A 24631-nucleotide genomic window follows, 5' to 3' on the forward strand; every position below is an offset into this window, starting at 1 on the left:
GCACGCGCTCTCGCGCTCGCCGGAGAACTCAATCCCCTGACGTCGCCGAAACGCTTGTTTCGTTGGGCCTTGACCTGTAATATGAGCGATAATTCGCTTTTCGCTACTCGCATTCCAGGAACATGTCCGAAAGCCCTCTAAAGAGCCGCCCCGCGCCGAGAAAAGCACCAAAGCAAGCCCGCTCGCTCGCTACCGTCGAGGCGATCGTGGAGGCAGCGGCTCGCATTTTGGAAGAGCGCGGCCATGAAGCTTTCTCCACCAACGCCGTCGCGGAAAGGGCCGGCGTCAGCGTCGGCTCGCTCTACCAATACTTTCCGCGCAAGGACGCATTGATCGGAGCCCTGATCTTTCGCGAGACGTCCCGCCTCGTCGAAGAGGCGGAAAGCGCAACCACCAGGCTCACCGGCAGCGAGGCACTGTCGGCCCTCATTCTTCCCTGCGTCGAGCAGCAGCTTCGCCGCCCCGCCCTTGCCCGCTTGCTCGACTTCGAGGAAGCGCGCCTGCCGCTCGACGCTGCCACCCAAGAGGTCAAGATGCGATTTTTCGAGCTCACGCGGGCAACGCTTCTGCGATCGGATCTGCCGCCGCAGCCCGATGTCGATGTCGCAAGCCGCGACGTGGTGGCAATCATCAAGGGGATGATCGACGCAGCAGGAGAACATGGCGACCAGGACAGAAGCCAATTGGCGCTACGCGTAAAGCGAGCTGTGCTCGGCTATTTGAACAACGACGGCTGATACAGGCGGCTGGCGGCAAATCGAACGCATCACCACAAAGCTGGCGAGCTTCGCCTGGTATGCCCCTGCTGCAAATGATTGCATTGCAGCATTGCAAAATCCGCATCCCTAGCAAGCTACCAATAGCGATCCAATCGATTATATCGATTTAAACGGCTTCGGGATTCTGCATTTCCTGCGGGCATCTCGGCAAGCCGCTGCCAGCTGTTCTTCTGGCCCATTCGGGCTTTCGCCCGGATCGAATCTCGAAGCCTGGCAACAACAAGAACCGAGGATAAAAAAGTGGCTGGCTCAGCAACAAGCTCTGCGCCCACCAGCGCCCGTGCATCCGCACACCATGGCCAGGGCAATTACCAATTCGCGCTTATCGCACTCACCTCACTCTTTTTCATGTGGGGCTTCATCACCTGCCTGAACGACATTCTGGTCCCGCACCTGAAGAGCGTCTTCCAGCTCAACTACACTCAAGCGATGCTCATCCAGCTCTGCTTTTTCGGCGCATATTTCATCGTATCGCTGCCGGCCGGAGCACTGGTCAAGCGTATCACCTACAAGTGGGGCATCGTCGTCGGCCTGACAATCGCGGCAGTTGGCTGCGCCCTCTTCATTCCGGCCGCCAGCTATCGCGTCTATGCTCTTTTCCTGGGCGCGCTCTTTGTGCTCGCCACCGGCATCACCATCCTGCAGGTCGCCGCCAATCCCTATGTCACCGTGTTGGGACCGCCCGATACCGCCGCCAGCCGCCTGAACCTGACGCAGGCCTTCAATTCGCTCGGCACGACCATTGCCCCCTACTTCGGCGCGATGCTGATCCTGTCCGCCGCGACGGTCGCCGCCGCCAATGCGACGCCGGAGCAACTCGACGCCATGCGGCTTGCCGAAGCCGGCGCGGTGAAATTCCCCTATCTGCTTCTCGCCGTGGCCTTCCTGGTCCTCGCCGCCGTCTTCGCGGCTCTCAAGCTTCCCGAGGTCGAGGATGAGGAAACGGTCGAGCCGATGCGCGGCGGCGGCTCCGCCTGGCAATATCGCCATCTCGTGCTCGGCGCTGTCGGCATCTTCGTCTATGTCGGCGCAGAAGTCAGCGGCGGCAGCTTCCTCGTCAACTTCCTCAGCCAGCCCGACATCGCCCATCTCTCCGAAGCCGATGCCGCGCACTACGTCTCCTACTTCTGGGGCGGCGCCATGATCGGCCGCTTCGTCGGCTCGCTGATCATGCGGCATATCGATGACGGCAAGGCGCTTGCCTTCAACGCCGCCGTGGCCATCGTCCTGCTCATCGTCACCGTACTCACCACCGGCCATGTCGCCATGTGGTCCGTGTTGGCGATCGGCCTGTTCAACTCGATCATGTTCCCGACGATCTTCAGCCTGGCTCTGCACGGCCTCGGCAAATACACCAGCCAAGGCTCGGGAATTCTGTGCCTTGCCATCGTCGGCGGCGCTATCCTTCCAGTGATCCAGGGCGGCCTTGCCGATACGATCGGCATCCATCTCGCCTTCCTGATGCCGATCATCTGCTACGTCTATATCGCCTTCTATGGCCTCAAGGGCCACAAGCCCGCGTAAGCCTTCGCCAACCATCGCGCCCCGCCTGGTTTCCCGGCGGGGCGCAAAGGGCTTGATCCCAGGCGCGCCGCTTGGCATCGTGCGGCGCACCAAGACAGAAGGACAGGCCTCATGAAAGCACTGCTGCTCATCGACATCCAGAATGGATTCTGCCCCGGCGGCAACCTTCCCGTGCCGGATGGAAATCAGGTAGTGCCCGTCGCCAATACCCTCATCGACAGCGGCCAGTACGATCTCATCGTCGCATCGCAGGACTGGCATCCGGCCGGTCACGGCAGCTTCGCCTCCGCCCATCCCGGCAAGAAGCCGTTCGAGATGGGCACGCTCTCGGGCAAGCCGCAAATGATGTGGCCGGATCATTGCGTCCAGGGCACCGCAGATGCCGAACTGCACCCCGACCTTCATGTCGGCGACATCGATTTCATCCAGCAAAAGGGCCAGAACCCCTCGGTCGACAGCTATTCCGCCTTCCGCGACAACGATCAGGCGGCCCTTACCGGCCTGGCGGCCTATCTGCGCGACAAAGGCGTCACCGAGCTCGATCTTTGCGGGCTGGCAACGGATTACTGCGTGAAATTCTCGGCCCTCGACGCCGTGGACATGCTGCCCGGCGTCACCGTTCGCTTCATCGAAGATGCGAGCCGCGGCATCGACCCTGCCGGCGTCAAGGCGGCAATCGACGAAATGCGAACCCGCGGCGTCACCGTGATCGACAGTAAGGATGCGCTTGCGTAAAATCGCGCGAGCCAAGCTAAACCTTCTCTAAACAAAATGGTGCAAGCTGTTCCCGATCAAAGAAATATCGGGACCTCTCGCGTGCAGTCGATTGTCATCAACGGGCGTTTCCTCGGCCAGCCGCTCTCCGGCGTGCAGCGCTTCGCGCGCGAACTGACGCTGGCGCTCGACCGCAAGATCTCCGCGGGCGCTCTTCCCGCCTCCTTGAAAGGCGCGCGCTGGCGCTTGGCCGTACCGCGCAATACGCCCATCGACATCAGGCTCTCCGCCATAGAGATCGACAGTTTCGGGTCCGGTCCCGGCCACGTCTGGGAGCAGACGTCGCTGCTTTCGCGCTCGCGCGGCAGCCGCCTCATCGGCTTCGGCGGCAGCGGCCCGCTTCTGCACCGCCGCCAGGCCGTCGTCATCCATGACGTGACGATCTTCCGCCACCCGCAATCCTTCAAGCGCAGCTACCGCCTGCTGCACGGCGCACTGGGTACGGTGCTGACGCGCACTGCCAAGATCGGCACGGTCTCAGAATTCTCGAGGCAGGAACTCGCTTCCGTTTTCCGGGTTTCTTCAGCCGGCATCGACGTCGTCTACAATGCCGTCGATCATTTCGCCGCCATCGAGCCCGAGGATGCGGTGATACAGCGGCTTGGCCTGAAGACGAACGGCTTTTTCCTGCTCGTCGGGACGATGAAGCCCAACAAGAACCTCGACTTCGCCATCCGTGCCTTCGAGGCGCTCAATGACGAAAACCAAAAGCTGGTGGTCGTCGGCGGTTCCGCGCCGACGGTGTTCAAATCGGATGGGCAGACGTCCAACGGCAGCTTGCTCTTTCCCGGCCGGCTCAGCGATGCGGAGATCGCGGCCCTGGAGCGGCACGCCACCGCTTTCGTCTTCCCGAGCCTCTATGAAGGGTTCGGCATCCCGCCGCTGGAGGCGATGACACAGGGATGCCCGGTGCTTGCGGCCGATATTCCTGCCGTGCGCGAAGCCTCGGGCGATGCCGCACTCTACTTCGATCCCTTCCGGCAGGATGAGCTCATTGCGGCCATGCGCAGGATCGCGACGGACGACGCGCTGCGCAAGGATTTGCGCCGGCGCGGCTACGAGAACGTCACCCGTTTTTCCTGGGACGGCAGCGCCGACCGCGTGCTGACCATTCTGGAAGATCTCTGAGAGATTTCACGACCGCGCCTGCGGCCGGAACATGGTGATGAAGTAGCTGTAGAGACCGAGCAGGCAGAAGAGCGCGCCGCCGACAACGCCGACCGCCACCGATATCCAGAGCGAATAGCCGAAACCGGCCGTCGCCAGCACCGGCACGGCCAGCCCGATGGCGGAGAAGACGACCGGCGGCCAGACGAAGTCGAAGGAAAGAGACATCATGACCTTCAGGCCGATCGCCATCGCGCAAAGCGCGCCGATCATGCCGCCGGCCATGAGCGCCGCATCATTGTAGGAGCCGAGATGACCGCCGGCCAGCACGCCGATGTTCAGCAGCACACAATCCAGGACCGCGAGCAGGAAGATCGCCAACAGCCGATGCTGCAGATGCGCCGGCGTCGGCAGCATGTTGAACGTCAGCGCCCGGCATGTGGCGAGGCCGATGACGAAAGGCGCCGCCGCCAGAAATCCGTCACGCAGGCCGGCCGCGATGACGAATTGTCCAATGGGCTGCAGCAGCGCAAAAATGCCGGCAGCCGTCATCAGTGTTAAGCCTGTGAGCAGCGAATAATACTCTCCGAGCTGCCGTCTGAAGGTCGGCGTCGCGCCTTCACGATCATAGGTCGAAACGACGTCGGGATATTGGATCGCCTGCAAGGCGGAGACGATCAGAACGAACGGCCGCTGCAGCAAATCGAGGGCGAGCAACGCGCCGGCGGCGGCCCCTGCTCCAAGCACGGCGGTCAGGATCGCCTTCAGCCCCAATGGTGTCAGAAGGCCGATGACCGATGCCGAGGCGGCGACACTGCCATAGACGAAATGCTTGCGAACCAGCGGCGGCTCGAAACGCGCGGCCTCGCGCAGGCTGTTGCGGGTCAGGAACAAGGCCAGCAGCCCATAAGCGAGATAGCCGGCCATCAGGCCGATGACGGTGCATGTGAACGTCGGGGCGACGGCAGCGCCCGCGAGCGTGCCGACCGCGAGAATGGTGGCGCGCGAGCCTTGCAGCCGCGAAAAAATGCGAAACTCCTGACGGAAGCGGAGCATGGTGAGATGCAGGTCGCTGCCGCCCTGGAAAATCGCGACAAGGCCGCCAAGCATGGCAATCTCTGTCGGCACCGAAAAGAGGATCGAAGCGGAAGCGGCAATCAGGCAGATCACCGAGCAGGCCGCAAATTCCACGCCTAGCGCCTTGCGCTCCAGCGCTTCGCTACCGGCCCCCTGCCCGGGATAGAAACGACTGCAGGCAAAGCGAACCCATTCGAAACAGAAGATCGCTGCGAACTGGCTGATCGAGATGAACAGCGAATAGGCCGCATAATCCGCCGGTGTCAGCAGATGCGCGACCGCGATCAGCAGCCCGAAAGCCACCGCCGCCTGATAGAAATATGCAGCCAATGCCACGATCTTCGCCATGGCGGCAGCTAACAGCAAAAGATTGAGGAAAGCGCTAATCGCAAGCGGCATATCTCTGCAGACGACACCAGTCGCGACGCTGACTTGCCATCATATTACTTCAAACCCGGCGACGCCCCCCTGCGAGCTGCTTCGCGCCGGAGAGCCGGTGCGGGTGGGATCAGGTTCCGTTCAATCCCCGCCGACCGAAGCTGTTCTTGTTGCTGCCGGCTGCGACCTTGGTCGGGGCAACATAGGCCGCAACTGGAGCCCGCCGTCCGTTTTTATCCGTATCCTCGGGAGCAGGCGACGTCCGCTGCGAGACGAAACCACCGGGCGCGAAGAGAAGCAAAACAGAATAAACAATTCCTACGCCGCGGTTTAGCAAAGTAAGCGCCCTCGGCACCGCGCCGTCAGGCATGACGATCCCGGCAACTGCGGCAACGACGAAAATCAACGCAACCGTCAGCATGACACCAAGGGCCCGCAACCCGATGTCTCGTATTCTTGCGGACTGGATACTGAAACCCATCCAGATAAACGGAAGAAAGAATACTAGGAAAGGTAGCATGATCGCGGGATGGATAAGCGTTTGCCTCCCCTTATCGGCGAACGCCATGGCGATGAAAACGAGGGAGAGCAGGAACCCCGCAAGAAAACCCCCGCAAATATGCCATAAAAAATACTGCCGTCTCCCCAGTTGCCCCCGGAATCCGAAAAGAATGTCAATCACGCGATCCCCCACGAACCGTTATCCCACGGCAATACAGCACGCAGACCCTTAAGCTCCATGAAGGATATTTTTCAAATTTTACCTGAAGAACGCTCTTTTTTTGATCGCAACGAGCCCGGCAAACTTGCAGATAAACAGGTAAAGCGGAGCCCATCACATTAAGACTTAATCAACAGACGTGAGAGAAAAGCGAAACAAAGTGAGGTCGCATATGACGAAATCCCTTTGGCTCTTTGCTTTTACTTGGATCGTTCTCGTCCTGCAGTACGTGCCGATCATAGGCCCGATATTGATGATCCTGGGCGCTTCGGTCTGGCCAATCCTTACGATCAACCTTGCATTTGCCTCGCTTGCGATGGAGGCTCTGACTGACAGGGATTATCGCGTCTGGCTCATTCTGCCGCTTCTCTATTTCGGCGGAAACCTCGTTCTCGCAGGCATTAGCGAGTATAAATTTCTGCAGCTGTCTCGCGAAATCCAAGCAAAAAATGCCAATCAAGCATTTGCATTTTCAGGAAGCGATGCGCTCGTCGTCAACACCGAAACAGCGCCCGTTCTCGGGCTGCCGGTATCGCTCGTAAAGAATTTCGTTGTTTCGAAAGTGTACGAAAAATCCGAGTCTGATGATGAGCCGATCAGGGCCTGGAAAATCGGCACGGACCCCTTGTGCAGCAAGCTTTGGGCGGACAGGAACGGAAACAATCTTCGCATCGTTCCGTTCGGATTGCTCGAGAACGGCAAACTCGTTGCCGGTATGTGCATGTATCGGCTGGTCGAAAAGCCAGCAGGCCGGATCGTGACCCTCACAGTTACCGAACCGATAGAGCATCAGAGTTTTCTCCTGCCGTATAAGACGCAAATCATCACCATCGCCGACGAGACGGGAAATGCGGCAAGACTTTCGTACGCGGAGGCAACGCCGTGGACATGGATTCCCATGCCGATTGGCGGCTGCTTCTATGGCGAAGGGCGGCACAAGCCGACCTGCTTTTTCGGTCCCTTGCGCATTTTTTCGATGCCCGCGCTCGGCGCGGCGAAAGATGCAACGGCGCTGGTCGCAAAGGCGCTCGATCTCGAATGGAAACCAGCAAGCAAACGCCGGGGTGAGATCGGTCTACAGGATATGAAGTCTGACATGCGGCCAAGCGTTTCCTTCTGAAGTATAGTGGCTGCGCGCGGGTGAGCGGCCTTTCGCTCCCTCATATCGTCAGCCCCATCGGGTGCTCGCCCGCGCCTCGAATTGCTTTTTTGCACTGCACACGTTAGAAGACCCCGCAAAATTCATGGGATGGAAGCAGGCGGCGTGGGAAGGCGTTGTCGGCGGAGGAGCGAATTTGGAGATCGTCAACACGATAGCGGCCTTGCGCGAAAAGCTTGGCGGGCACCGCAAGGCCGGGAAACGCGTCGGTCTCGTGCCGACCATGGGCTTCCTGCATGCCGGCCATATGGAACTGGTCTCCCGCGCCAAGGCCGAGAACGATATCGTCGTCACATCCATCTTCGTCAATCCGCTGCAGTTCGGCGCCAATGAGGACTTGGCGAAATATCCGCGCGATCTCGAGCGCGACAGCGCCATGCTGCGCGAAGCCGGCGTCGATTTTCTCTTTGCGCCCGGCGTCAGCGACATGTACCCGCGCCCGATGGAAACGGTCGTCGACGTGCCGAAGCTCGGCGGTGAGCTGGAGGGCGCGGTTCGCCCCGGTCATTTCGCCGGTGTTGCCACCGTCGTCACCAAGCTCTTCAACATCGTCCAGCCGGACAGCGCCTATTTCGGCGAGAAGGATTATCAGCAGGTCGCGATCATCCGCCGGATGGTCGAGGATCTGGCACAGCCTGTTCGTGTGGTGCCGGTGCCCACAGTTCGCGATGCGGATGGCCTGGCGCTCTCTTCGCGTAACGTCTATCTCTCGAAGCAAGAACGTGCAGCCGCCGTCATCGTCCCCAGGGCATTGGCGGAGGCGGAAAGGCTCTACGATCTCGGCGCGAACGACCCTGCGGCGCTGGAAGAGGCGCTGCGCGCCTTCATTGACAAAGAACCGCTCGCGACAGCGGAAGTGGCCGCCGTTCGCCATCCCGATACGCTGGAACCATTGACGACATTGCAGGGCCATCCCGTGCTCATCGCGCTCTTCGTCCGCATCGGCAGCACCCGCCTGCTCGACAATCGCGTCATCGGCCGCCGGCCGGCCGCCAATGAAAGGACCGTCTGAGATGAGCACCGTCGGACAGACCAAGCGTGTAACGCCTGCAGCGATCGAAGCGATGAAGGGCACACGCCCGATCGTCAGCCTGACGGCCTATACGACGCCGATCGCCCGCCTGCTCGATCCGCATTGCGACCTGCTGCTGGTCGGCGACTCACTCGGCATGGTGCTCTACGGCATGGAAACGACCGTCGGCGTCACGCTGGAGATGATGATTGGCCACGGCCAGGCCGTCATGCGCGGCGCGAAGCACGCCTGCGTTATCGTCGACCTGCCCTTCGGCTCCTATCAGGAATCAAAGGAGCAGGCCTTTCGCAGCGCTGCGCGCATTCTGAAGGAAACCGGCTGCGATGGCGTCAAGCTGGAGGGCGGCGAGGAAATGACCGAAACCGTCACCTTCCTGACCAGCCGCGGTATTCCGGTCTTCGGCCATGTCGGGCTGATGCCGCAACAGGTGAATACGACTGGCGGCTACCGCTCCCTTGGACGCACGGACAAGGAAGCCGACAAGATCCGGCGCGATGCCAGGGCGATCGCCGAGGCCGGCGCCTTCGCAATGGTGATCGAAGGCACGATTGAGCCGCTCGCCCGCGAGATCACCGCCGCAGTCCCTATCCCCACCATCGGCATCGGCGCCTCTGCGGCTTGCGATGGGCAGATCCTCGTTTCCGACGACATGCTCGGCCTGTTCAACGATTTCAAGCCGCGCTTCGTCAAGCATTTCGCGCAGCTGGCACCCTTGGTCTCAAAGGCGGCCGAGGCCTATGCCGAGGACGTGAGGGCTCGCACCTTCCCGGCTTTGGAGCATACGTTCCAGCCGAAGAAATGAGGCTCAGTCAGCCTTTGGCCGGCTCCTTCTCCAAGAGATAGATCGCTTCGCCGAAATCTTCCATCTTGCTCACCAGGGCGGCATGGGCATCGCGCAGGCCCTGATTATAGTAATACGGGCCGATTTCCGCCGTGAAGAAATCCAGCAGGAATTCGGCAGGCAGCGCGCCGATCGACTGGTCGAGCTCATCGGCAAAATAACGCTGAAGACGGGCGACGATGGCAGCCTTCTCTTCCTTCGAAAACGTGATCTTCTTCATCCTCGCTCCACTTTCTGATGCGTTCAGGGAACTGCTTCAAGGAAATCAATTGATCCATCAAGGAAATTCAATTGCCGGCTTTGTACGCACGGCTTACTGCTCCGGCCATTGAGCGGCGGGAGGAGCCGGTGCGCGGGGCTGCGCCCCTGCCGCACACGATTCGCGCCACGGAATGCAAATATAGCATCCGGCATATGCCGGGTTTTCCATGAAGGGCAGAGCGGACCATGAGTCGCGCGGAATTTCTTGAAGGGTTGAAGGGTGGCATTCCCGTCGGCCTTGCCGCAGCGCCCTTCGGCGCCCTGTTCGGCGCGCTGGCGCGCGATCAGGGCATGTCGCTCGGCGAGCTGACTTTGATGAGCGGCACGGTCTATGCCGGCGCCAGCCAGATGGTCGGGCTGGATCTCTTCGGCCACAATGTCCAGGCCTGGCTTATCGTGCTGTCGATCCTTGCGGTGAACTTCCGCCATGTGCTCTATTCGGCTGCAATCGCGCGCTATATCAGGCACTTTAGCCTGGTGGAAAAATTCTTCACCTTCTTCCTGCTGGTCGATCCGCAATTTGCAGAAACGATCAAACGCCATGAAAGCGGCAAGCCCATCACCTTCGTCTGGTACATGGGCTTTGCGACGATGGTCTACATTCCCTGGGTGCTCATAAGCCTGATCGGCGGCCTCCTCGGCAGCCTGATCGGCGATCCGAGGGCCATCGGCCTCGATATCTTGTTGCCGATCTATTTCCTCGGCATCGTCCTGGGCTTCCGCAAGCGCGACAACTTCCTGCCGGTCGTGGCCGCCAGCGCCGTGGCATCGGCCATCGCGTATCGTTATGTCGGCTCGCCCTGGCATGTCAGCATCGGCGCGCTCGCCGGCGTTGCGCTTGCCGCCATGCTGCCGCCGATCAAAGCCAACCGCAAGCCAGACCTCGCTCACGAAAACCACGAGGTCTGACCGTGCTCGATTTCAACCCGCACATGGTCCTGCTGATTGCGGCCGCGGCCGTGGTGACCTTCCTGACCCGCATCGGCGGCTACATCCTCATCGTCAAGATGACCCGCATTCCGCCGCGCGTCGAAGCGGCATTGAATGCCGTTCCCGCCGCCGTGCTCACCACCCTCGTCGCGCCCGCCTTCTTCATCGGCGGCTGGGACACCAAGGTAGCGATGCTGGCAGCCCTTCTCGTCGGCCTGCGCTATCCGTCGACCTATATGCTGGTCGCGGGCTGGGTCGTCGTGATGGCATGGCGCCATTCCATCGGCGCTTGAGACGTTCCAGGACCCCATCCGGCTTTCAAAGCCGAATGGGGTCAGCGTTTCTCAGTGGCTGAGCTCGAGCGTGGCATTTTCAAGCCAGGCCCGGATGTCATGATCGTGGATCAACGGCATGAGCGCCTCGCGCGTCCGGGCATGGTACTCGTTCAGCCAGTGCAGCTCCTCATGCGTCAGCAGCTCGACAAGCACGAGACTGCGGTCGATCGGGCAGAAGGTCAGCGTTTCGAAACCCAGCATCGGCATATCGCCGCCCTCGATCTCCTCGGGATCGCGGATATAGATCAGGTTCTCGATGCGGATGCCGAAATGGCCGGGGCGATAGTAGCCGGGTTCGTTGGAGAGGATCATGCCCGGCAGCAGCTCCTGCACCGCGAGCCGCGCTATGCGCTGCGGTCCCTCATGCACCGAAAGATAGGAGCCGACACCGTGACCGGTGCCGTGGGCGAAATCGACGCCAGCCTTCCAGAGCGCGATGCGCGCGAGCGGATCGAGGTCGCAGCCGCGCGTGCCCTTCGGAAAACGCGCCGTGCTGATGGCGATCATCCCCTTCAGCACCAGCGTGAACAGGCGCTTCTGCTCTTCGGAGACGAGGCCGATGCCGACGGTGCGAGTGATGTCCGTGGTGCCGTTGATGTATTGCGCACCCGAATCGATCAGAAACAGTTCGCCGGCCTGTATCGGCCGGTCGCTCGCCGTCGTCACGCGGTAGTGCATGATGGCGGCATGTTCGCCGGCGCCAGAAATCGTATCGAAGGAAATGTCCTTCAGCGGGTTCTGCATGCTTTCGCCGACTCGGGCGCGGCAGGCTTCCAGCCGTTCGGCGGCGGCAATCTCCGTCACGGTTCCCGGCTTGCTCGTCTCCAGCCAGTAGAGGAATTCGACCATGGCGGCGCCATCCTGCAGATGGGCGGCTGCCGATCCGTTGATTTCGGCGGCATTCTTGCAGGCGCGTGGCAGCTTGGCCGGATCATTGCCCTCCACGACATCGCCGCCCTCGTGGCGAATGAGGTCCGTAAGCGCGTGGGAAGCAAGATCCGGATCGATCAGGATGCGTCCGCCATTGGCGGCGGCAATGGCCAGCCGCTTGACGAGTTCGGACGGCGGCAGCTGCTTGCAGATCTGAGTCAGATAGGCTTCCGCCTCAACCTTGGTCTTGCGCTTGTCGAGGAAGAGTTCGGCCTCGCCTTCCGCATAGATGATGGCGCGCGCCAAGGGGTGCGGCGTATGCGGCACGTCGCTGCCACGGATGTTGAAAATCCAGGCGACGGAAGACGGATCGGTAATCAGCACCGCCTTCAAATTCTTTTCCTTGAGATTGGCGGCGATGGTCGCAAGCTTGTCCTTCGCCAGGACGCCAGCCTGCGCGATATCCTGAATGATGACGCCGCCGAGCGGCTCAGCCGGCCGGTCCGTCCAAAGCTTGTCGAGCGGGTTGTGCGGGAGAAAGACGAGCTTGCCGTCGATTTCAGCCAGTGCCTTCTCCAGCCGGCGCACCTCTGCGCCGGTATGCAGCCACGGATCGATGCCGAGCCGGAAGCCTTTCTTCGCATGGCGTGGCAGCCAGAGATGCGGCGGCTCGTTCACCAGATCGCCGCCGGTGAAGACGGTTCGGTCCACCTGCTCGGCAAGCTGCGTCACATAGCGGCCATCGACGAAGACGACTGCCTCGGACTGTGTCACAAGAGCAACACCTGCCGATCCCGTGAAGCCGGTGAGCCACGCAAGGCGCTCCGAACATCTGGGTACATACTCGCCCTGATACTCGTCGGCACGCGGTACGAGGAAGCCGTCAATGCCGAGATCGCTGAAAGCGGCGCGCAGACCGGCGACCCTCTCGCGACCGAATTGCGGGGTGGAAGTGACGTCGAAAGACTGAAACATGGCCTGATCCAAGACTGGTGAAGAATCCGCGAAACTGAATGCTGCCAGTATGTTAGAGCATGATTGCGCGAAGTGCGACGTGATTTTCGGTCACGATGGCAATATGCGCGACAAGGGCCACGTCTCCCCCTCCTCCAGCGCCCTGACCGGTCTCTCACCGTTAACGAATCCGCCCATTTCATGAGCATGGCTGGCCAAATATGACATCTTCACGGCAGGCAATATGCATAACGCGCATAGCTCCCATGAGGCCGCCCCCCTGCCACGCCGACGGACGAGTCGCTATATCCGCGTCATCAAACGGGGTTCACGAAGAACCAGCTCAAACTAAGGACTGAAAACAATGCCTATCACCCGCTCCGCATATGTTAGCCCGGCGCTGGCTGGCGAGCGTCGCACCGTACGCCACTCTGTCGGCTCGCTTCGTCAGCTCGAAGTCGAAACCGCCAAGGCAATCGGCGCAAGCCGTGGCGGTCACCGCTAAGAGATTTATGAGCTACGCGTTCTAAGCCGACCGCAATCCGGTTCTCCTCCTCCCTCCCGGATCGCGATCAGAACGCTAGAGCCCGCTTGAGCACTCCTCCTCCACACGCTCGCGGGCAAGATCGGCGAAAGTCGATCTTCAAGGCGGTGCTTCGGCACCGCCTTTTTTTGTCTGCGATCGTATCAGGAAAGTGACCGGCTCAAGGCCGGTCGAGATGGATGGTAACCCAGCCATTGCGCCAGATCGTGCGCACATGACGCAGCTTCGCGCCATTATAGGCGGCAAGAACCTTCCAGCGCTGCTCCGCGAGGATGCCCGATAGAATGACCGAGCCGCCCGGCGCCAGATGGGCGACAAGCTGTGGCGCCATCTTGATGAGCGGACGCGCAAGAATGTTGGCGATAATCAGGTCGAAGGGCCCGTGACGGGAAAAGGCCGTGGAGTGAAAGCCCGGCGCGGTCTCCAACGCGATACCCGAAACGATTCCATTGCCGCGAACATTCTCGCGGGCGACCCGGACGGCAACCGGATCGATATCGGTCGCCAGAATCGGAATGTTTCGCAGCTTGCGCACGGCAATCGCCAGAACGCCGCTGCCGGTGCCGAGATCGAGCGCATTGCGCACGCGGCGGCTGGCAAGAACCGTCTCGATCGTCTCCAGGCAACCTGCCGTCGTCCCATGATGGCCGGTGCCGAAGGCCTGGCCGGCCTCGATCTCGATCGCGATATCGCTGGCACCGACCTTGTCGCGATCATGCGAACCATGAACGAGGAAGCGGCCGGCACGCACGGGCTTCAGCCCTTCCAGCGACTTGGCGATCCAGTCGATATCGGGAAGCACCTCCCTTTGAATGGCAAGTTCAGCAAACTGAGGCTTTAGAAGAGCTTCGAACCGGCCGTATACCTCGTCTTCATCCGTAGCATACAGATAGATCGAAGCTTCCCAGACATCGTTCTTCTCGTCGATTTCCGTCGTTGCAATCGGAAACTCTTCGTCCTCGAAAACCGGCGTCATCAAATCCAGGATCTGCTCGGCCCTTTTCTCGGTCGTCGTCACATAAAGGCGAATCTCGCTCAACTCGTCGCTCTTTCTCGTTTCTATTCGGCCCAGTCGATCCAGGGCGGTCTTTTCGTGTCATAGCCGGCTATGCTCTGAAGGAGAGCCCTACGCGCCGGACCGAAACGCAAAAGCAGCGGCGCAAGGAGATTGCGCGCTGCGATCGCAAGCGGATTTCTCATGGTTACCAGCCGCGTCAGGCCGTAGGTCTGCTTCAAAACCTGCTTCACGGCGGGAATTCTGAGGCCCGAATACTCCTGTTCGCGGCCTTCCGCAATGAGCCACGCAAGCCAGCAAGCATCCTCGATGCCGAGATTCATGCCCCGTGCGCCGGCAGGCGAATGGATGTGCGCGGCGTCGCCGGCAAGAAACACATTCCCCTTGGCCATCGGCTCGACATGCCGGAAGTTGATGCGAAATTGCGATGTCCACGTCTTCTCGGCAACCGGAGCCGGATGAACGATGCGGCTTTCGAAATCCTCCAGCGTCGAAAGATAGCGGATGATGTCGGCCGCCACCGGCAAGCGCGCGACCATGCCGGGATCGAATATCGATACCTCGCCGTAATGCGTGTCGACCGGGCCTGCATAACGAAAATCGACGAGATAGAAGGAGGCCTCGAGCGCCTCGCCCGGAAAACCGGCGCCCAGCGCCTTGCGGATGACCGAATGCGCCCCGTCGGCGCCGATCAGGATATCCGGCCGAACCGTCTCCGCCGACCCATCGGCCTTGTGCAAAACGACCTCCGGCTTCCGAAAATCGGCTATGGCGCCGGCGACGACCGCCGTCTGCCATTCGGGCACGATGCCATGGGTGGAGAGTGCCTCCAGCAACAGCCGCTCGGTATTGCCCTGCGACAAGGCACGAATGGCACTGACGCGGCCGGGCACCTGTCTCGTATCAAGCTGGATGAGCATCTTTTCGCCCGAGTGAACGCGAAAATGCTCGATCGGCTGCGCGGCAGCGATGATATGGTCCGCAACACCGGAGGGAGACAGGAGCGTCAGCGTACGCGCGTTGACACCGAGTGCGCGGCTTTCTTCCAGCGGCGTCGGGCCTGCTCCATCATCGACAATGCGTGGCGAGAAGCCGCGCCGGGCAAGTTCCAGTGCGGCAGCAAGGCCGACCGGCCCCGCCCCTGCAATCAATATGGATCTGGACTTCCCCTCTTCGCCGATCCCTACGGCCATGCGGCGCCTATCCCTTCTTGATCAGGTTCTCCAGCTTCTTCACCGCCACATCCGGATCCTCCTCGTAGGCGATGGTTCCGGCAAAACGGCCTGCCGAATCCAGCAGGAAAACGGAAGCGGTATGATCCATCGTATAGTCGCCATTCGGCTGCTTGTCGTCCACCGGCACCTTCTTGGCGTAGACACGAAAGCCCTTCACCATGTCCATCACCTTCGCAGGATCCCCGGAAATGCCGGTGATGCGCTTGGAAACGTTGGAGACATACTGGTCCATGATGGCCGGCGTGTCACGATCGGGATCGACGGTCACGAAATAGGCATTGAGCTTGCTGCCATCCGGATCGATCTTCTCCAGCCAGCCGTTCAGCTCGAACAGCGTCGTCGGGCAGACGTCCGGGCAATGCGTATAGCCGAAGAATATGGCCGATGGCTTGCCGCGAAACGCCTGCTCGCTGATCGGCTGGCCACTCTGCGAGACGAGCGTGAAAGGCACGCCATAGGGCCCGGATGCCGCCACCTCGGGCGATCTGCCGCCGCCAAAGCTCAGCCAACCCAATATTCCGGCCACGACCAACACGGCCACCCAAACCAAAATCCGCACGCTTCTCATGACTGCATTCCTCACCAGACCCGGCGACCGCGCCTCAAAAGCAGCACGGTCGGCCTCCTAGCCGATGTAACGGCTCGAAGTGGAGGACGCAATTCAAGAAGATGTTCAGAAGAGGCCGAAATCGTCGCAGCATGAGCTTCGAGGTCCTTCAGGGCACGATCATTCCGTTTTTCCGCTCTTCGCGGCCTAGCGGGACGAAATCTACATCGATGTTAAACCAATCCTAACCTGTCCGCGCCAACATTCCGGATAAGGATCGAACTCCACTTCGCTCGCCGACGGAAAGTCCGGCAAGCTTCTTTATCTCAGAAGGGCATGACGCCCGCCGGACAAGCCAGGCGCCTCGCGCCGAAGCACCGGACGCTGTCGCTGCCCAAGCTGCTCCAGCCGATCACTCTTTTTCAATCGAGAGCGTCGCTTGCCGGCGATGCCAACCGGGAAGTCTTCGAATATGACGAACGCCATCAAGCAATCCGGCGCCTATCTGGAAATCGTCTCCTTCCACCTTGGCGATCAGGAATTCTGCATCGACATCATGGCCATCCGCGAAATCCGCGGCTGGGCGCCGGTGACGCCGATGCCGCATACGCCGCCTTACGTGCTCGGCCTCATCAACCTGCGCGGCGCGGTGATCCCGGTCATCGACATGGCCTGCCGCCTCGGCATGAAGATGACGGAGCCTTCGGAGCGCTCGGCCATCATCGTCACGGATATTGCCGGCAAGCTCGTCGGTCTCCTGGTCGAGCAGGTATCGGACATGATGTCGATCAAGAGCGAGGATTTGCAACCAGCACCGGAAATCATCCCGGAAGCCCAGCGCGCTTTCTGCCGCGGCATCGTGGCGCTGGAAAAGACCATGGTCTGCTTCCTCAACCTCGATACGGTCATTGCGGATCAGCTGGCACAAGCCGCCTAATTTCAACAAGTTAGCCATAAAAAGAAGATCGCCCTGGAGCCAAGCTTCAGGGCGATCGTTTTTCGTGTAGCCGGCCTTGGCAGGGGTGTAGCCAATGACGCCGGTATGCAGGCCGTGAACAGGGGCAAGAGTCGCCTCCCTGTTCGTTTGCAAAATTGCATCAAAAAGGTGCAAACCGAAAGCAACCAGAAGGAATTCGACAACCCAAGAGTAAGACTTTTTTTGGTATTATTCCTTTACGGGTTGTTTCTGCGGTATCCTGGTAACGCTAATCGGGCTTACCCTTCTTCCACGTAACCTGCTGACCGAACAGAGGTATCGTCGAAATAGCCATCTTGGCCGAACCGTTCACCAGCTGACGCGAATGGATGAGATAGACCAAAGTGTCGTTCTTCTTGTCGTAGATCCGGGTCACCACCAGCTTCTTCCAGATCAGCGACAATCCGGCGCGAAACACCTCCTCCCCGCTCTGGGAGAGATTGATGTCGCCGATCTCGATCGGGCCGGTCTGGCGGCAATCAATGGAATTGTTGGAGGGATCCTCGAACCAGTTGCCCTTGCGCAGCCGGTCGATAACGCTGCGGTCGAAATAGGTCACATGGCAGGTCACGCCCGCGACCTCCGGATCCGCCACCGCATCGACCAGAATATCATTGCCCGTCCAGTCCACGCCGACCTTGCCGACAACCTCGGCGGAAGCGGTAACGGGCGCCAGGGCCAGAAAGGACGCGGCAATGGCGGTAAACAACTTGGGTGAACGCATCAATCATCCTCCAACTACGGCCGCCGGGAGCGAGAGCGGCATCGCTAAGGTAAGATGACGGACGGGCGATGCAAGATAGGATTGCCATCCCGCCGCGTGCCGCCGCCGACAAACGAACCCTCGCCGGCGGAAAACGGCACGGCTTTGCCCATCGGCGCGTCGGCGTCCGCGGAAAATCGCTAGCAGCCTGTGCTATCTCTGGCTGATTGCGACCGTTCCGGTTTCCAGCAGCGATTTGAGATTCGACAGAATCTTCGGCCAGCCACCGGAAACAGCCTCGATGAACTTGGAATTCTCGACCTCGATCGTGTGAGTGACGGTCAGCTTCACGGCATTGTCCGCCGGCTCCAGCTCCATCACGCATCGCGACCAGCCTTCGGCCTTCAGTTCCGGACGAAACTCGTTGCGCCATTTTATGGCGAGCCGTCGCGGCGGGTCGAACTCCGCGATCTCTCCCGTATCGGCGACGCGGCCGTCCGGAAAGATCATCCTCCATGATGATCCGACTTTCCACTCGGTATCGTGGGTCATGTCGAACCAATACTGCTTGATGAATTCGGGCGCCGTCAGCGCCGACCAGAGTTTCTCCGGCGTGGTACGGATGAAGGTGACGTAGACGAATTTGCTTCCAGCCATGTCATTGCTCCTTGTTTGCATATTCACGCTTGCCGGCTACTGACCGCCCTCGTCTTCCAGCGCCTTCTTCAAGGCCGAAAGCGCGCTCAGATGCCGGCGCTCGAACTTGTTGATCCAACGTTCGGCAATGCCGTTGATCGGGACCGCATTGATAAAATGCAGCTTCTCGCGCCCCTGCTTCTCGGCCGACACCAGATTGGCCTCCTCCAGAATGGCGAGATGCTTGGCCACCGCCTGCCGGGTCATTTCCAGATCTTCGCAGAGCGCACTCAAGGTCTGCCCGTTGCGCTCGTAGAGCCTGTCGAGCAACTGTCGTCGGCTGGCATCCGCCAACGCCTTGAAGACTGCATCATCATTCACAGATACGAAACCATTTGGTTGCCTATTATCCTTCTTATAGGCAACCAAATGGTTGCCTGTCAAGCCATATTGAGAGAGAACGGCAATCTTGCTCCGCTCCGAAAGCACGGTGGCATCGTCAACGGAAATCGGCAGAGGCGATTGACAATGACGACGCTGCATCGGATCATACGCGCCATAATGGCAAAGCGTATCGTCACAATGCACCTTCACACCATCTCTCCCTTTGCGGGGCGAGTGGACGGCGTGTTGCATTGAGCTGACCGCGATCCATCTCAACCCTGCCGAGGCGAGCAGGGTTGAAGGCTCCTTGCTCTCCTCATCACTATCAAGGAGAGCCCATGTCCTTCGAAGAGCAAGACCCCGTTAAACGACGATCGGGCACGATCGGTCCAATCGAGATTCGCGCAACGCGCCCGTCCGATGCCGAGGCAATCGCCGCGATCGCCAACCTCCCCGGCTTCCGCGCCGGCACCTTGCGCCTGCCCTTCCAAAGCGTCGAGGAAACGCGGCAATGGCTGGAGAAGCCGGCGCCCAACTCGATCGGCCTTGTCGCCGAGGTAGACGGACAGGTCGTCGGCAATGCCGGCCTGAACCGGCTCGCCGGCCGACGGATCCACATCGGCCAGATCGGCATGGGCGTACACGACGATTTCACGGGTTGCGGCATCGGCTCCGCGCTTCTTGCGGCGCTCGTCGACAGCGCCGACAACTGGCTGGCGATCAAGCGCCTGGAACTGACCGTCTATGTCGACAATGCGCCCGCGGTCCGGCTCTACGAGAAATTCGGATTCGAAACCGAAGGCCGGCTGCGCGCCTTTGCATTCCGTAACGGCGAATATGTCGATGCGTTCACCATGGCGCGCCTGATAGTCTGACAACGATACTGGCGGCGGGTTGTGAGCCCGTCGCCATCCATCATCAGCCGATCAGATCCAGCCACTCGTCCTCGGTCATGACCTGGACGTTGAACTCCCGAGCCTTGTCGAGCTTCGAGCCTGCGCCCGGCCCCGCGACGACGATGTCGGTCTTCTTCGAAACCGACCCGGAAACCTTGGCGCCGAGGCTCTCGGCCTTCGCCTTGGCCTCGTCGCGGGTAAACTTCTCCAGCGAGCCGGTAAACACGACTGTCTTGCCGGCAACGGGACTGCCCGAGGTCAGCGGTTGCTCGGCCTCTTGAGGCTGAACCTCCTCCAGCAGCTTCGCGATCACCTGCGTATTGCGCGGTTCCTTGTAGAATTCGACGATGGCGCGCGCCACGACTTCGCCGATGCCCTCGATATTGTTGAGGTCGTTCCAGGCATCGCCCGCGAGCGGTGCGGCTTCCTTCATCGCAGCCTCGAAGGCGTTGTACGTGCCGTAAGAGCGCGCCAGCAGCTTGGCCGTCGTCTCGCCCACATGGCGGATGCCAAGCGCGAAGATGAAGCGATGCAAGGCGATCTGCCGCCGCTCGTTGATCGCGGCATAGAGCTTCGCGACACTGACCTTGCCGAAACCATCGATATTTTCCAGCTTGGCGAGCGAAGCCTGCTGCCGCCTTTCCAGCGTGAATATGTCAGGCGCGGTCCGCACCTGCAGCGCCGGATCCTCGCTTTCGAAGAAGAAGTCGATCTGCTTGGAACCCAGCCCCTCGATATCGTAGGCGTTGCGCGAGACGAAATGCTTGAGATGCTCGGTCGCCTGCGCACGGCAGATGAAGCCGCCGGTGCAGCGGGTGACGGCATCGACCTTGCCGGTCTTTTCGTTGATGTCGCGCACCGCATGGCTGCCGCAAACCGGGCAGACCTTGGGGAACTCGTAAGGCGTGCTCGACGTCTCGCGCTTCTCCAGCACGACATCGACGATCTGCGGGATGACGTCACCTGCCCGCTGCACGATCACCATGTCGCCGATGCGGATATCGCGGCCATCCCGGATCGGCTCACCCTTGTTGCCGATACCCTTGATGTAGTCGGCATTGTGCAGCGTCGCATTGGTCACGACGACACCGCCGACCGTGATCGGCTCCAGTCGCGCGACCGGCGTCAGCGCCCCCGTGCGGCCGACCTGGATATCGATATCGACCAGGCGCGTGAACGCCTGTTCCGCCGGGAACTTATGCGCGGTCGCCCAGCGCGGCGAGCGAGAACGAAAGCCGAGGCGTGCTTGCAGCTCCAGGCTATCGACCTTGTAGACGACGCCGTCGATATCGTAGTCGAGATCGGGCCGCTGCAGGCCGATCTCCTCGTAGTGGCCGAGAATATCGGCAACCGAATGCAGCCGCTCCATGAGCGGGTTGACCGGAAAGCCCCAGGATTTGAAGACCTGCACCATGCCGTATTGCGTATCGGCCGGCATGTCCGACATCTCGCCCCAGGCATAGGCAAAGAATCTCAGCTTGCGGCTTGCCGTGACCTTCGCGTCGAGCTGACGCAGCGAGCCTGCCGCCGTATTGCGCGGATTGACATAAGTCTGCTTGCCCTCAGCTTCCATCTGCGCGTTCAGCGCCAGGAAGTCGCTCTTGGCCATATAGACCTCGCCGCGCACCTCGACGACCGCAGGCGCCCCGGCCGGCAGGATCTGGGGAATCTCCTTGATGGTCCTGATATTGGCGGTGACGTTTTCGCCCGTCGTGCCGTCGCCGCGCGTCGCGGCATTCACCATGCGGCCATTCTCGTAACGGATCGACATGGAAAGGCCGTCGATCTTCGGTTCGGCGGTAAAAGCAATCGAGTTGTCGGGAAGACGGCCGAGGAAGCGATAGACGCTGGCCACGAAATCCTCGACGTCCTCTTGCGAGAACGTGTTGTCGAGCGACAGCATCGGCCTTGCATGCACGACGGGCGCAAACGTCTCCGACGGCGCGGCACCGACCCGGCGCGACGGGCTGTCGGCGCGAATCAGAGCCGGAAACCGCGCCTCGATGGCGTCATTACGCCGCTTCAGCGCATCATAGTCCGCATCAGAAATCTCCGGCGCATCCTTGCCATGGTAAAGCGCATCGTTGCGCGCGATCTCCGCGGCCAGATAGGCAAGTGCCGCAGCCGCTTCCTCTTCGGTCAAATCTTCGACGGGTCTCTGTTCGGTGCTCATGAATCTACACTCCCCGATTTTGGAGATGTTTTAGAGCACTTCCAGGAAAAGTGTGAAGCGGTTTTCAAACTGGAAGGCGTAAAACAAAGGGAAAAATCGGCGATACAAAGAGTGCCGCGATCAGCCGTTGCCGGCCAGCAAGCGCTTGGCGGCAGCCCTTGCCTCTTCCGTCACCGAAGCGCCTGCGAGCATACGGGCGATTTCCTCGGTGCGGTCCTTCGGCTCCATGGTCGCAACACGCGTGGAGATCTTTTCCGAGCCGTCAGCGACTGGTCCCTTGGAAATCAGCAGGTGCGTGGCGGCGCGTGCGGCGACCTGCGGCGCATGCGTGACGGAAAGCACCTGCACGCGGTCGGAGAGGCGCTTCAGCCGCTGGCCGATCGCGTCGGCCACCGCACCGCCGACGCCGGTATCGATTTCGTCGAAGACCAGGGTCGGCGCCGAGCCGCGGTCGGCAAGCGCCACCTTCAGCGCCAGCAGGAAACGCGATAGTTCGCCCCCGGACGCGACCTTGGTGATCGGGCCCGGACGGGTGCCGGGGTTGGTCTGCACATGGAATTCGACCACGTCGATGCCGTCCGCGGTCCCCGCTTCGGGATCGCTGGTGATCTCCACCATGAAACGCGCCCGCTCAAGCTTCAGCGCCGGCAATTCCGCCATGACGGCCCCGGCAAGCGCCTCGCCGGCACGGTGGCGTTTTTCCGAAAGGCCGCGCGCCGCAACATCATAGTCCGCCTTGGCGGCGGCGAGCTCGGCGTCGAGCCGTGCCAGCCTCTCCTCGCCCGCATCGACATCGGCAAGATCCGAAACCATGCGCTCGGCCAACGCCGGCAGTTCAATGACCAGCACCGAATATTTCCGCGAGGCGGCCCGCAGCGCAAACAGGCGCTCCTCGACCTTTTCCAGCTCGCGCGGATCATACTCCGTCTTGCGCAGCGCCGCCTCGACTTCCATCTGTGCGTTGGAAAGCTGGTCGAGAGCGGCATCGAGCAGCGCCACCGTATCTTCAAGCAGGCCGGGCGCTTCATGGCTCTTGCGCTCCAGCCGGCGCACCAGCGATGCTATGTGCGGTACGGGTGATGCATTGCCATTGAGGAACTCCGAAGCCTCGGCGATATCGCCGGCAATGCGCTCGGTCTTCATCATCCGCGAGCGTTTTTCGGCCAGCTCGTCCTCTTCGCCATCCTGCGGCGAGAGCTTCTCCAGCTCCTCGACGGAAGCGCGCAGATAGTCCGCTTCGCGTGCGGCCTTCTCCACCTGTTCCCGATGCTTCTTCAAGGTGCGGTCGGTATCGCGCCAGATCTTGTGAAGCCTGCCGACCTCCTGCGCCTCGTCGGCGAGACCGGCGAAGGCATCGAGCAATGTGCGATGCGCGTCGGTATCGACGAGCGCGCGGTCGTCATGCTGGCCGTGAATTTCGACGAGAAGCTGCCCGATCTGGCGCATGAGCTGGACGCTGAGCGCCTGGTCATTGACGAAAGCCTTGGTACGGCCGTCAGCGGACTGGACGCGGCGAAAGATCAGGTCGCCGTCATCGTCGATGCCGTTTTCACGCAGGAGTTTGCGGGCCGGATGTTGCGTGCCGACATCGAAAACCGCGGTCACCTGGCCCCGGTCTTCGCCATGACGCACCAAACCGCCATCGCCGCGCCCGCCAAGGGCCAGCGACAGACTGTCAAGCAGGATGGATTTGCCTGCACCCGTCTCGCCGGTCAGCACCGAGAGCCCGGACTCGAAGGCGAGATCCAGCCGCTCGATCAGAACGATATCGCGGATCGAAAGCTGGATCAGCATCTGCGCTCAATCTCACGTCCCGAGAAGAAGTTTCTTGCCCGCTCTGGAAATCCACGAGCCCGAATTTTCGCTCGGCTCCACGCCACCCTTCTGCAGCAGCTGATAAGAATCCTTATACCAGCGGCTGTCCGGATAATTGTGGCCGAGAACGGCGGCTGCCGTCTGCGCTTCCTGCACGATGCCCATCGCATAATAGGCTTCGACCAGGCGCGCCAGCGCTTCCTCGATCTGGTTCGTGGTCGGATATTGCTCCACGACGATACGGAAGCGGGAGATTGCCGCGAGGTAATCCTTGCGTTCCAGATAGTAGCGGCCGATCTGCATTTCCTTGCCGGCGAGCTGGTCGCGCGCAAAGCGGATCTTTTCCTGCGCGTCGCTGACATATTGCGACTTCGGATAGGTGTTGACGAGCTTCGTCATCGCCTCGATCGTCTGCTGCGCCGCACGCTGGTCCTGCGTCACGTCGACGATCTGCTTGGCATAGGACGAGCCGACCAGATACTGGACGTAGTCGGCATCTTCCGAACCGGGATACTGCTTGAGATAGCTGTTGCCCGTCTGCACGGCATCGTCATATCGGCCCGTGCGATACTTGACGAACGTGCTCATCACCATCGCCTTGCGCGCCCATTCGGAGAAGGGCTGCTGCTGGTTGATGGCGTCGAACTTCTTGCCGGCTTCCGTCATGTTGCCTGCCTTGATATTGGCAAGGCCTTGGTTGTAGAGCATTTCCGGCGGATCTGTATCGACACCGAGCTTGGTGATGTCGATATCCTTCTTCGTATTGCAACCTGTCACCACCGCACCGGTGCCTGCCAGAAGGAGCGATACGAGCAAAGCCCGTGCTGTGATATTCATGCGTTCAGACCTTGCATAACCCATCGAATGACTGTCCCACTAACCGTCGTTGCGGAGGCGGCGTTCTCTCGCTGGCGTTTCTAGCCGCAAAAACACCATCAGGGCAACGCATTGATGATGCATTAAC

At 60.8% G+C, this 24631-nt stretch carries 25 protein-coding genes; 12 read left to right on the top strand and 13 right to left on the bottom strand.

Features of this window, described 5'->3' with window-relative positions:
• Positions 1 to 206 precede the first annotated feature (206 nt).
• The 4 genes from ACQZ6J_RS01675 (at position 207) to ACQZ6J_RS01690 (ending at position 4205) form a co-directional block, all read left to right on the top strand.
• Positions 207 to 737 carry a TetR/AcrR family transcriptional regulator gene (locus ACQZ6J_RS01675; RefSeq protein WP_449081489.1) on the top strand — a complete coding sequence of 177 codons (531 nt, stop codon included), beginning with the start codon at positions 207 to 209 and terminating at the stop codon, positions 735 to 737.
• 282 nt (positions 738 to 1019) lie between these two features.
• The gene (locus ACQZ6J_RS01680) at positions 1020 to 2303 is read left to right on the top strand and encodes a sugar MFS transporter (protein ID WP_449081491.1); all 1284 of its coding nucleotides are present in this window, start codon (positions 1020 to 1022) and stop codon (positions 2301 to 2303) included.
• Positions 2304 to 2414: 111 nt separating this feature from the next.
• The gene (gene pncA, locus ACQZ6J_RS01685) at positions 2415 to 3038 is read left to right on the top strand and encodes a bifunctional nicotinamidase/pyrazinamidase (RefSeq protein WP_449081493.1); all 624 of its coding nucleotides are present in this window, start codon (positions 2415 to 2417) and stop codon (positions 3036 to 3038) included.
• An 81-nt stretch (positions 3039 to 3119) separates the two neighbouring features.
• On the top strand, positions 3120 to 4205 hold the full coding sequence (locus ACQZ6J_RS01690) for a glycosyltransferase family 4 protein (protein ID WP_449081495.1): 1086 nt from the start codon (positions 3120 to 3122) through the stop codon (positions 4203 to 4205).
• Positions 4206 to 4211: 6 nt separating this feature from the next.
• Here the strand turns inward: ACQZ6J_RS01690 and ACQZ6J_RS01695 are convergent, their stop codons facing one another.
• Complete coding sequence (locus tag ACQZ6J_RS01695) at positions 4212 to 5597, bottom strand: hypothetical protein (RefSeq protein WP_449081497.1); 1386 nt, start codon at positions 5595 to 5597, stop codon at positions 4212 to 4214.
• Positions 5598 to 5769: 172 nt separating this feature from the next.
• Positions 5770 to 6321 carry a DUF805 domain-containing protein gene (locus ACQZ6J_RS01700; protein WP_449081499.1) on the bottom strand — a complete coding sequence of 184 codons (552 nt, stop codon included), beginning with the start codon at positions 6319 to 6321 and terminating at the stop codon, positions 5770 to 5772.
• Positions 6322 to 6532: 211 nt separating this feature from the next.
• On the opposite strand from ACQZ6J_RS01700, the gene ACQZ6J_RS01705 reads away from it, so the two are divergent.
• From ACQZ6J_RS01705 to panB, 3 genes are all read left to right on the top strand, one after another.
• Positions 6533 to 7480, top strand: a complete 948-nt coding sequence (locus ACQZ6J_RS01705; RefSeq protein WP_449081501.1) for a hypothetical protein — start codon at positions 6533 to 6535, stop codon at positions 7478 to 7480.
• 175 nt (positions 7481 to 7655) lie between these two features.
• Positions 7656 to 8531: a pantoate--beta-alanine ligase gene (gene panC / locus ACQZ6J_RS01710; protein WP_449081503.1), complete on the top strand. Its 876-nt coding sequence runs from the start codon at positions 7656 to 7658 to the stop codon at positions 8529 to 8531.
• Between the two features lies 1 nt (position 8532).
• Positions 8533 to 9354 (top strand): 3-methyl-2-oxobutanoate hydroxymethyltransferase, encoded by an 822-nt coding sequence (gene panB / locus ACQZ6J_RS01715; protein WP_449081505.1) that lies wholly within the window; start codon positions 8533 to 8535, stop codon positions 9352 to 9354.
• 7 nt (positions 9355 to 9361) lie between these two features.
• Here panB and ACQZ6J_RS01720 read toward each other — a convergent pair whose 3' ends face one another.
• The gene (locus ACQZ6J_RS01720) at positions 9362 to 9613 is read right to left on the bottom strand and encodes a DUF2164 domain-containing protein (protein WP_163987687.1); all 252 of its coding nucleotides are present in this window, start codon (positions 9611 to 9613) and stop codon (positions 9362 to 9364) included.
• A 227-nt stretch (positions 9614 to 9840) separates the two neighbouring features.
• On the opposite strand from ACQZ6J_RS01720, the gene ACQZ6J_RS01725 reads away from it, so the two are divergent.
• Positions 9841 to 10563, top strand: coding sequence for an AzlC family ABC transporter permease (locus ACQZ6J_RS01725; protein ID WP_449081508.1), 723 nt, complete (start codon positions 9841 to 9843; stop codon positions 10561 to 10563).
• A 23-nt stretch (positions 10564 to 10586) separates the two neighbouring features.
• Positions 10587 to 10877 (top strand): AzlD family protein, encoded by a 291-nt coding sequence (locus ACQZ6J_RS01730; RefSeq protein ID WP_449082734.1) that lies wholly within the window; start codon positions 10587 to 10589, stop codon positions 10875 to 10877.
• 51 nt (positions 10878 to 10928) lie between these two features.
• Here ACQZ6J_RS01730 and ACQZ6J_RS01735 read toward each other — a convergent pair whose 3' ends face one another.
• Entirely contained in the window at positions 10929 to 12764 is a 1836-nt protein-coding gene (locus ACQZ6J_RS01735; protein WP_449081510.1) for an aminopeptidase P family protein, read from the bottom strand.
• A gap of 343 nt (positions 12765 to 13107) precedes the next feature.
• Here ACQZ6J_RS01735 and ACQZ6J_RS01740 point away from each other — a divergent pair, with 343 nt between their 5' ends.
• Entirely contained in the window at positions 13108 to 13248 is a 141-nt protein-coding gene (locus ACQZ6J_RS01740) for a hypothetical protein (RefSeq protein WP_204326611.1), read from the top strand.
• A gap of 199 nt (positions 13249 to 13447) precedes the next feature.
• Here the strand turns inward: ACQZ6J_RS01740 and ACQZ6J_RS01745 are convergent, their stop codons facing one another.
• Genes ACQZ6J_RS01745 through ACQZ6J_RS01755 form a run of 3 tightly spaced genes read right to left on the bottom strand, consistent with a single transcriptional unit; the run spans position 13448 to position 16105 of the window.
• Complete coding sequence (locus ACQZ6J_RS01745) at positions 13448 to 14326, bottom strand: 50S ribosomal protein L11 methyltransferase (protein ID WP_449081512.1); 879 nt, start codon at positions 14324 to 14326, stop codon at positions 13448 to 13450.
• A gap of 20 nt (positions 14327 to 14346) precedes the next feature.
• Positions 14347 to 15495, bottom strand: a complete 1149-nt coding sequence (locus ACQZ6J_RS01750) for an FAD-dependent oxidoreductase (RefSeq protein ID WP_449081514.1) — start codon at positions 15493 to 15495, stop codon at positions 14347 to 14349.
• A gap of 7 nt (positions 15496 to 15502) precedes the next feature.
• Entirely contained in the window at positions 15503 to 16105 is a 603-nt protein-coding gene (locus ACQZ6J_RS01755) for an SCO family protein (RefSeq protein ID WP_449081516.1), read from the bottom strand.
• A gap of 451 nt (positions 16106 to 16556) precedes the next feature.
• On the opposite strand from ACQZ6J_RS01755, the gene ACQZ6J_RS01760 reads away from it, so the two are divergent.
• Positions 16557 to 17021 carry a chemotaxis protein CheW gene (locus tag ACQZ6J_RS01760; RefSeq protein WP_047633896.1) on the top strand — a complete coding sequence of 155 codons (465 nt, stop codon included), beginning with the start codon at positions 16557 to 16559 and terminating at the stop codon, positions 17019 to 17021.
• 268 nt (positions 17022 to 17289) lie between these two features.
• Here ACQZ6J_RS01760 and ACQZ6J_RS01765 read toward each other — a convergent pair whose 3' ends face one another.
• The 3 genes from ACQZ6J_RS01765 to ACQZ6J_RS01775 all read right to left on the bottom strand — a co-directional run bounded on the left by ACQZ6J_RS01765 (position 17290) and on the right by ACQZ6J_RS01775 (position 18780).
• The gene (locus ACQZ6J_RS01765; protein WP_449081518.1) at positions 17290 to 17784 is read right to left on the bottom strand and encodes a CreA family protein; all 495 of its coding nucleotides are present in this window, start codon (positions 17782 to 17784) and stop codon (positions 17290 to 17292) included.
• A 192-nt stretch (positions 17785 to 17976) separates the two neighbouring features.
• Positions 17977 to 18420 carry an SRPBCC family protein gene (locus tag ACQZ6J_RS01770; protein WP_449081520.1) on the bottom strand — a complete coding sequence of 148 codons (444 nt, stop codon included), beginning with the start codon at positions 18418 to 18420 and terminating at the stop codon, positions 17977 to 17979.
• A gap of 36 nt (positions 18421 to 18456) precedes the next feature.
• Positions 18457 to 18780 carry a metalloregulator ArsR/SmtB family transcription factor gene (locus tag ACQZ6J_RS01775; RefSeq protein WP_163987696.1) on the bottom strand — a complete coding sequence of 108 codons (324 nt, stop codon included), beginning with the start codon at positions 18778 to 18780 and terminating at the stop codon, positions 18457 to 18459.
• A gap of 341 nt (positions 18781 to 19121) precedes the next feature.
• Between ACQZ6J_RS01775 and ACQZ6J_RS01780 the strand changes: the two genes are divergently transcribed.
• The gene (locus ACQZ6J_RS01780; protein ID WP_163987697.1) at positions 19122 to 19658 is read left to right on the top strand and encodes a GNAT family N-acetyltransferase; all 537 of its coding nucleotides are present in this window, start codon (positions 19122 to 19124) and stop codon (positions 19656 to 19658) included.
• Between the two features lie 43 nt (positions 19659 to 19701).
• Here ACQZ6J_RS01780 and ligA read toward each other — a convergent pair whose 3' ends face one another.
• From ligA to ACQZ6J_RS01795, 3 genes are all read right to left on the bottom strand, one after another.
• Complete coding sequence (gene ligA / locus ACQZ6J_RS01785; protein WP_163987698.1) at positions 19702 to 21852, bottom strand: NAD-dependent DNA ligase LigA; 2151 nt, start codon at positions 21850 to 21852, stop codon at positions 19702 to 19704.
• A 120-nt stretch (positions 21853 to 21972) separates the two neighbouring features.
• Positions 21973 to 23646, bottom strand: a complete 1674-nt coding sequence (recN, locus tag ACQZ6J_RS01790; RefSeq protein ID WP_449081523.1) for a DNA repair protein RecN — start codon at positions 23644 to 23646, stop codon at positions 21973 to 21975.
• Positions 23647 to 23658: 12 nt separating this feature from the next.
• On the bottom strand, positions 23659 to 24528 hold the full coding sequence (locus tag ACQZ6J_RS01795) for an outer membrane protein assembly factor BamD (RefSeq protein ID WP_204326612.1): 870 nt from the start codon (positions 24526 to 24528) through the stop codon (positions 23659 to 23661).
• Between the last annotated feature and the right edge of the window lie 103 nt (positions 24529 to 24631).

It is taken from the genome of Rhizobium sp. A37_96 (genome assembly GCF_053521765.1).

What these genes read in the sequence shown, in the direction of transcription:
- pncA (WP_449081493.1), top strand. Translation starts at nt 2,415, where the DNA reads ATGAAAGCACTGCTGCTCATCGACATCCAGAATGGATTCTGCCCCGGC.
- ACQZ6J_RS01705 (WP_449081501.1), top strand. Translation starts at nt 6,533, where the DNA reads ATGACGAAATCCCTTTGGCTCTTTGCTTTTACTTGGATCGTTCTCGTC.
- panB (WP_449081505.1), top strand. Translation starts at nt 8,533, where the DNA reads ATGAGCACCGTCGGACAGACCAAGCGTGTAACGCCTGCAGCGATCGAA.
- ACQZ6J_RS01720 (WP_163987687.1), bottom strand. Translation starts at nt 9,613, where the DNA reads ATGAAGAAGATCACGTTTTCGAAGGAAGAGAAGGCTGCCATCGTCGCC.
- ACQZ6J_RS01725 (WP_449081508.1), top strand. Translation starts at nt 9,841, where the DNA reads ATGAGTCGCGCGGAATTTCTTGAAGGGTTGAAGGGTGGCATTCCCGTC.
- ACQZ6J_RS01730 (WP_449082734.1), top strand. Translation starts at nt 10,587, where the DNA reads ATGGTCCTGCTGATTGCGGCCGCGGCCGTGGTGACCTTCCTGACCCGC.
- ACQZ6J_RS01735 (WP_449081510.1), bottom strand. Translation starts at nt 12,764, where the DNA reads ATGTTTCAGTCTTTCGACGTCACTTCCACCCCGCAATTCGGTCGCGAG.
- ACQZ6J_RS01740 (WP_204326611.1), top strand. Translation starts at nt 13,108, where the DNA reads ATGCCTATCACCCGCTCCGCATATGTTAGCCCGGCGCTGGCTGGCGAG.
- ACQZ6J_RS01750 (WP_449081514.1), bottom strand. Translation starts at nt 15,495, where the DNA reads ATGGCCGTAGGGATCGGCGAAGAGGGGAAGTCCAGATCCATATTGATT.
- ACQZ6J_RS01755 (WP_449081516.1), bottom strand. Translation starts at nt 16,105, where the DNA reads ATGAGAAGCGTGCGGATTTTGGTTTGGGTGGCCGTGTTGGTCGTGGCC.
- ACQZ6J_RS01760 (WP_047633896.1), top strand. Translation starts at nt 16,557, where the DNA reads ATGACGAACGCCATCAAGCAATCCGGCGCCTATCTGGAAATCGTCTCC.
- ACQZ6J_RS01765 (WP_449081518.1), bottom strand. Translation starts at nt 17,784, where the DNA reads ATGCGTTCACCCAAGTTGTTTACCGCCATTGCCGCGTCCTTTCTGGCC.
- ACQZ6J_RS01770 (WP_449081520.1), bottom strand. Translation starts at nt 18,420, where the DNA reads ATGGCTGGAAGCAAATTCGTCTACGTCACCTTCATCCGTACCACGCCG.
- ACQZ6J_RS01780 (WP_163987697.1), top strand. Translation starts at nt 19,122, where the DNA reads ATGTCCTTCGAAGAGCAAGACCCCGTTAAACGACGATCGGGCACGATC.
- ligA (WP_163987698.1), bottom strand. Translation starts at nt 21,852, where the DNA reads ATGAGCACCGAACAGAGACCCGTCGAAGATTTGACCGAAGAGGAAGCG.
- recN (WP_449081523.1), bottom strand. Translation starts at nt 23,646, where the DNA reads ATGCTGATCCAGCTTTCGATCCGCGATATCGTTCTGATCGAGCGGCTG.
- ACQZ6J_RS01795 (WP_204326612.1), bottom strand. Translation starts at nt 24,528, where the DNA reads ATGGGTTATGCAAGGTCTGAACGCATGAATATCACAGCACGGGCTTTG.